This window comes from Sulfuricurvum sp. (assembly GCF_022759005.1).
GTDB lineage: Bacteria > Campylobacterota > Campylobacteria > Campylobacterales > Sulfurimonadaceae > Sulfuricurvum.
Window position 1 is genome coordinate 22,887 of sequence record NZ_JAEMQA010000133.1, and the last position, 6,000, is coordinate 28,886.

The window sequence follows — 6,000 nt, forward strand, 5'->3', positions numbered from 1 at the left end:
TCATAAACATTCCGGATTAGCTCAGCGGTAGAGTAGGTGACTGTTAATCACTTGGTCGCTGGTTCGAATCCAGCATTCGGAGCCATTTATGAACTTTTTCTTCTTTTACTGTTCCGGATTAGCTCAGCGGTAGAGTAGGTGACTGTTAATCACTTGGTCGCTGGTTCGAATCCAGCATTCGGAGCCACTTCTTTAATTTTTTATCTTATTTGTCTCATTATCATAATGATCACATCGATAATTTCTAAATCCCTCTATCAAACGGACAATATTTTTTATCGGAGTCGGATTAAACAATCGTCGAATCGCATAATTGTTCACGCAATCTTCACAACGGCTTACAACACAGTGGATAGCATCACTGACGACCAAAATTGCCTGATTCGGATCTAATTGCAATATATGATCAACGCATTGCTGACCGTTTTCAATCCCGTGATCAATCACCACCACATCAAACTTATCTTTTTGAAACGCAATAAAGACCTCTCCCAGTGTCAATGCAATGTCAACACTGCATTTTTCAATAGCCTCTTCTATCAACATTTTTCGGGTTTGGAGCTGAAACCCCGCTTGATCAATCATTAGTATTTTCATACCGATATTATCTCAAAAAAAAGCCTCATAATCGATTAAAACAACCTCTTATATTTTTTGCTACAATATCAATAATATATTTCTTGAAGAGTGGAGTCGCATAAAAGGGATTATCTTAGCCGGAGGAAGCGGCACGCGACTTTACCCCATTACCAAAGGGGTAAGCAAACAGCTCGTTCCCATCTACGATAAACCGATGATCTACTATCCCCTCTCCGTACTTATGCTCGCAGGAATCCGTGAGGTTCTTATCATCTCGACACCGAATGATCTTCCAAGATTTGAGGAGTTGTTAGGGGATGGAACTGATTTGGGAATGCATTTTGAATATTGTATCCAACCCTCCCCTGACGGCCTTGCCCAAGCCTTTATCTTAGGTGCTGATTTTATCGGTAATGATGATGTTTGTCTCGTACTTGGAGATAACATCTTCTACGGACACGGTCTCACTAGAATGCTGGCTCAATCGGTTCGCAATGTCATTACAACTACCATGTTCACCTTGCTACAAAACCCAAACGATGAAACAGTGTACTGATAATATTTGCATGAGTCACATTACCCCTAAACAGGTTTTAACCCCACTAAAATCAGCTAGTATAGTATAAAATACAACGTGTAAAAGGAGTCAACCGATGAAGACAAAAAATAATATCATTAACGAAATCAAAACTATTATCTTAAAATATGCCAAACCAACACGAATATACCTCTATGGCTCCCAAGTCAATGGCGAAGCTACCAAAAGCAGCGATATCGATATAGCGTATGATGATGAAAATTTCAAAGATCATTATCTTATTGAAGAAGAGATTAAAAACATTAGCACTCTCATAAAACTCGACGTTAAAAATATTGCAAAAACCGAAGAAAGATTTAAAAATAGAGTTAAATCCACGGGAAGAGTTTTATACAGCTCCACCAAACAACTACGAGCACAAGATGGCTTATATAATTTTTCCAATGCGCTGGATAGATTTGCAAGTGCCGTCGATAGATATGAAGAGTTCAAAAACGAAGGGTTTGAGGATGTTTATTTGGATTTAATTGTTAAACGATTTGAATTTACCTACGAGATGAGTTGGAAAGCACTGAAGAGATACCTTGAATTTTTAGGATTTGAACCAAAAAATCCACGAATGACATTCAAAGAAGCTTACGCCCAACAACTTATTGAAAATGAAGATGTGTGGCTTGATATGATTGAACAGCGAAATCTTACATCTCACATCTATGATGAATCTGAAATAGAAGAAATTTTAAACAAAAGAGAGCTCTACAAAGAGGCTTTTATACAACTAAAAGCCAAGTTGGAAGCTGGATTGGCTTGAAACACTAAATCATTAATCAGCCAATATAATATAAAATAGCATTACCATTTTCAGGAGACACAGCCTATGCCTTATCCAAAAACCACTCTCATAATCTCCGTCTACAAAGATACTGATATAGAACTAATTTGTAAAACCGCACTTGAGTGGGAGAAATCAACAAAAGTATGACACATATGCTTTGAAGTATTTATACAGTAATATTATCTTTCAGACTATTATAAAAAAGGGAAAGTGTGAAATTTGGAGCACTAATCATTAATCGTTTAAGCAAATTTTTTGGTACAATTATTAAAGGTTTTTCATATGGTTTTCATTTTTTCTTTCCGAAAAAACGCTTTACTATCCCCGAATACAGCCAAAAAGCCGTGGATGGTAGAGATCATTTAATTCCAAAAATTATTTGGCAAACCAATTATTCTAATCACGTTGCACTTCCAGTTTACGTCAACTACCTTTTTAACCGATTAATGTCCCTCGATTGGGAATACCGTTACGTTAGCACGGAAGCTCGCTTAGAGTTTATCAAAACCCATGCTTCTGAACGCTATTTGGATGCTTTTGAGAAGCTTACAGACGGTGCTGCACAAGCTGATTTTTGGAGATTATTCGTCTTGAATTATTATGGCGGAGTCTACATGGATATCGACGCTCATGCGGTATGGCCACTATCTAAAATGATTCAACCTGATGACAAAGAAATCTTTTTAATGACGAAACATAATTACAGTAACTATTTTATCGCTTCAGCACCTAATAATCCTCATTTACAAAAAGCACTCGATATGATCGTAGAAAATATCGAACAAAAAAATATCGGTGCTGGCGTATATGACCTAACCGGTCCAACCGTACTCAATAGAGCTATCGGCGAGCAAAACGTCAAACATCGGCACACCAAAATCACCTGCATCCAAGGCAGTTTCAGCAATGAGTATTTTCAATATATAGATAAACCGCGAGGTAAATGGATACATGCAAAAAAAGAAACTTTACTCAAAAATTAAAGGGTACTAATAATGACATTTACATCTCGCTACACTCAAGTTTTTAGCGCATTAGCCATAAGTTTAGCAGCTATGATGCTGCCACGTATTTTTCTGTTCCTTCTTTATCCGGCTGATTTTTCGGACTTAACTTTCAGTGAACTGATTACTTCGTTTCTCACTGGTTTCAGAGTTGATATTATTACAATTTTTACTTTTCTTTCTTTATTCATTGTCTTATTAACTTTTCCAGCCAAATGGGTTCATAAAAAACGTTTTAGAATTTTCATGGGAATTGTATGGAGTTGTATTTTAAGTATTGTATTGCTCATCTCATTTAGTGATGTACTGTACTACGATTTTGTCCATCGTCATATCTCCAATGAGTTGTTTGCGCTTAGCAACGATACCGACTTAATTATCGGAATGGCTTTCGGCTCTTATCTTTATCATACTATCGCCGCAGGAGTTTTCTTTAGTGCCCTTGCGTATCTTTTCTTCAAAATTTTTAGTGCCAGACTTTCCCACGAAGTTGTTAGCAAAAAAAGTTGGATCGCATTTTTAGCTATAGCATTGTTGCTTTTTATCGGTATCCGCAACTCTTTCAGCCATAAATCTTTTGGTATATCCGATGCTTATGCAGTTAATAAAACGAGCTCGGGGAATCTTGCCTTGAATGGATTCTTTTGTGTATATCGTACAGCCGGTGCAAAAAGCAATCCTCATAATTTGGCCGATTTAAATACTTCCGTAAAACTCACACAAACTCTTCTCCAAAGTGATAATGCCCCATTCATCGATCCATCTGTTCCTTTATCGAGAGCTTTTTCAACAACCGCTAAAAAACCTCATTACAATGTTGTCATCGTCCTTCTCGAATCATGGGGAGCGGAACATATCGATGGATTTACCCGTTACAAAGAATTAGGAGTAACCCCTTATTTCAAAAAACTAAGCGACGAGGGATTAAAGTTTACAAATTTTTATGCAAACGGATATCGTTCAATTTATGGAATCACTTCCATCTATACTGGATTAACGTTACCGGCAGGATACCAATATCTCGGAAGCGGATTAGAACTTTCAAAGCTCTCTTATCTAGGCAAAATTGCACAGGAAAACGGATACCGTACTATTGCTATGCAAAGTTCAAACCGCCGCTCTTACCGCGTAGATGCCGTTAGCAATTTAGCAGGATTTGAAGAGTATTACGGTGCGGAAGATATGCCTAAAGCAGAGCAAGTCGATCCAGGCAGAAGAGCGAATACCGGAACCTTTGATTACAATATGTTTTATCTTCTAAATCAAAAGCTAAATCAAACACAAAAACCGTTTTTGGCATTTGCATTTACTTCCACAAATCACAGCGACTACCTTTTGCCTTCCGCAAAATTCGAGCGCTATCCTCATGATTTAAGAAACTATTACGGAACTTTAAACTCATATATTTATGTCGACAATGCGATAGAACGCTTTATGGAAGCAGCCAAAAAACAGCCATGGTTTGACAATACGATCTTTATTTTTACCGCAGATCACGGACGAGGAGACGGTCTTTGCGACATCGGAAAAAAACTACGCCCAGATGATAAACCGTTAGCTTCAATAGAACATAACCGTATTCCTCTTATCATTTATGCACCGAAAATTTTCAAACCACAAGTGATTCCAACACTCGGTTCGCAAAATGATATTTTCCCAACGATTCTGGATATGTTAGGATTTTCACATCAACCTTTTACCGTTATGGGCAATTCCTTATTGGATACTTCTGTAAAAAATCGGTTTGTTTATCTCTATTTAGGGGATGAAATCGGTTATATCGAAAAAGAAGGGTATGTGAAACATAACTTTAAAACCGTAGTTGAAACAAATGCTTCGACTGCAAATACAGCACTCTTGACCAAAAAATTGTTGGCAGTAGACACGGCTGAAGCCGGCTTACTTACCAACAATCATTGGGCAAAATAAAGGCAATCAAATGAATGATATTCTTTCCCTAATCGGACGAGATAAAGAACTTTTTAGTGCTGACATAACAAACTGTGAAAAAGAGTTATCCTCAATCGTTTCCAAATCATCATTTCTTGTCATCGGTGGTGCCGGCTCGATCGGACAAGCGGTTACAAAAGAGATCTTCAAACGCAACTTGGAAATTAAATGGTTTATTTAATCAACGCCGAGTCAACTATTACTGTCATAAAATTTTATAGATTTAAATCATGCCCATCCTCAGACAAAAGCTCTCATTGCAAAAAAAATCAAAAACTTCGTACACTTAATGGAATCGCAAAATGAGGACTATTTCTTTAATTCAACGACTCAGAAACAAAATTAAAATTCATAAAAACAATACGGTTGTTATCGGGGAAGATACCGGTCTTTCCGGTTGTACTATCATAGTTAAAGGGAGCAGTAATAGATTGATCATTGGAAATCATTCGCGACTTCGCAATATGACCATCGAAATTGTCGGAAATAATTGCACTCTTGAAATCGGAGAAAACTGTGTCATTGGTCATGGATGCTATCTCAGTGCCAAAGAGGAAAATATCCAACTTAGTATTGGAGATGATTGCATGTTCTCCCGTAATGTCAATATTCTAACATCGGATGGCCATCCCATCTATCAAAAAGCTCAACGGATTAATCCTGCTCAAAATATTCAAATCGGAAATCACGTCTGGCTCGCAGATGATGTTACGATATTAAAAGGGGTAACCATCGGCAACGGTTCGATTGTAGGGATACATTCATTGGTCACAAAAACGATTCCTGATAATTCTATTGCCGTTGGCATTCCTGCACAAATAGTTAAAAATAACATACATTGGGAAATATGACTACTTCCAACTGACATTGTGTTTGACAATACGCGGTGGATTTCCAGCTATAACAGCCTTTTCATCCTCAAATGATCTTGTAAGTAGTGTGTTTGCGCCAACAATACAGCCATCCGGAACCCTACACCCTTTTAAAATGAAACTTCTAGCACCAATCCAAACGTTTTGACCAATTTCAACAGGTTTATTTGGGTTAATGTGATCCCCTTGCGCATCAAACATCTGATGATGATCGGTATCCAT

General features: G+C 37.5%; 7 protein-coding genes, 2 tRNA genes and 1 pseudogene. 8 read left to right on the forward strand and 2 right to left on the reverse strand.

The features are described 5' to 3' along the window. Positions 1-10: 10 nt before the first annotated feature. Positions 11-85, forward strand: a tRNA-Asn gene (locus JHC35_RS08280). A 27-nt stretch (positions 86-112) separates the two neighbouring features. After that, positions 113-187 (forward strand) — tRNA-Asn (locus tag JHC35_RS08285). A gap of 5 nt (positions 188-192) precedes the next feature. On the opposite strand, the gene JHC35_RS08290 is transcribed toward JHC35_RS08285, so the two are convergent. Continuing rightward, on the reverse strand, positions 193-597 hold the full coding sequence (locus JHC35_RS08290; RefSeq protein ID WP_295044097.1) for a hypothetical protein: 405 nt from the start codon (positions 595-597) through the stop codon (positions 193-195). 100 nt (positions 598-697) lie between these two features. Here JHC35_RS08290 and JHC35_RS08295 point away from each other — a divergent pair. The 6 genes and pseudogenes from JHC35_RS08295 to JHC35_RS08320 all read left to right on the forward strand — a co-directional run. Then, positions 698-1,072, forward strand: a pseudogene (locus tag JHC35_RS08295) (sugar phosphate nucleotidyltransferase); the annotation flags it as partial. 160 nt (positions 1,073-1,232) lie between these two features. Then, positions 1,233-1,928 carry an HI0074 family nucleotidyltransferase substrate-binding subunit gene (locus tag JHC35_RS08300; protein ID WP_295044099.1) on the forward strand — a complete coding sequence of 232 codons (696 nt, stop codon included), beginning with the start codon at positions 1,233-1,235 and terminating at the stop codon, positions 1,926-1,928. Between the two features lie 236 nt (positions 1,929-2,164). After that, positions 2,165-2,935 (forward strand): glycosyltransferase, encoded by a 771-nt coding sequence (locus tag JHC35_RS08305; RefSeq protein ID WP_295044102.1) that lies wholly within the window; start codon positions 2,165-2,167, stop codon positions 2,933-2,935. 267 nt (positions 2,936-3,202) lie between these two features. After that, the gene (locus tag JHC35_RS08310) at positions 3,203-4,885 is read left to right on the forward strand and encodes an LTA synthase family protein (RefSeq protein WP_295044104.1); all 1,683 of its coding nucleotides are present in this window, start codon (positions 3,203-3,205) and stop codon (positions 4,883-4,885) included. Between the two features lie 10 nt (positions 4,886-4,895). After that, positions 4,896-5,087, forward strand: a complete 192-nt coding sequence (locus JHC35_RS08315) for a hypothetical protein (protein WP_295044106.1) — start codon at positions 4,896-4,898, stop codon at positions 5,085-5,087. A gap of 121 nt (positions 5,088-5,208) precedes the next feature. Continuing rightward, entirely contained in the window at positions 5,209-5,757 is a 549-nt protein-coding gene (locus JHC35_RS08320) for an acyltransferase (protein WP_295044110.1), read from the forward strand. Here JHC35_RS08320 and JHC35_RS08325 read toward each other — a convergent pair. Beyond that, positions 5,758-6,000 (reverse strand): DapH/DapD/GlmU-related protein (locus JHC35_RS08325; RefSeq protein WP_295044113.1); only part of this gene is annotated, 243 nt, incomplete at its 5' end.

Excerpts from the sequence above, each read along its gene's own strand:
- JHC35_RS08290 (WP_295044097.1), bottom strand. The coding sequence starts at position 597 with ATGAAAATACTAATGATTGATCAAGCGGGGTTTCAGCTCCAAACCCGA.
- JHC35_RS08315 (WP_295044106.1), top strand. The coding sequence starts at position 4,896 with ATGAATGATATTCTTTCCCTAATCGGACGAGATAAAGAACTTTTTAGT.
- JHC35_RS08320 (WP_295044110.1), top strand. The coding sequence starts at position 5,209 with ATGAGGACTATTTCTTTAATTCAACGACTCAGAAACAAAATTAAAATT.
- JHC35_RS08300 (WP_295044099.1), top strand. The coding sequence starts at position 1,233 with ATGAAGACAAAAAATAATATCATTAACGAAATCAAAACTATTATCTTA.
- JHC35_RS08310 (WP_295044104.1), top strand. The coding sequence starts at position 3,203 with ATGGGAATTGTATGGAGTTGTATTTTAAGTATTGTATTGCTCATCTCA.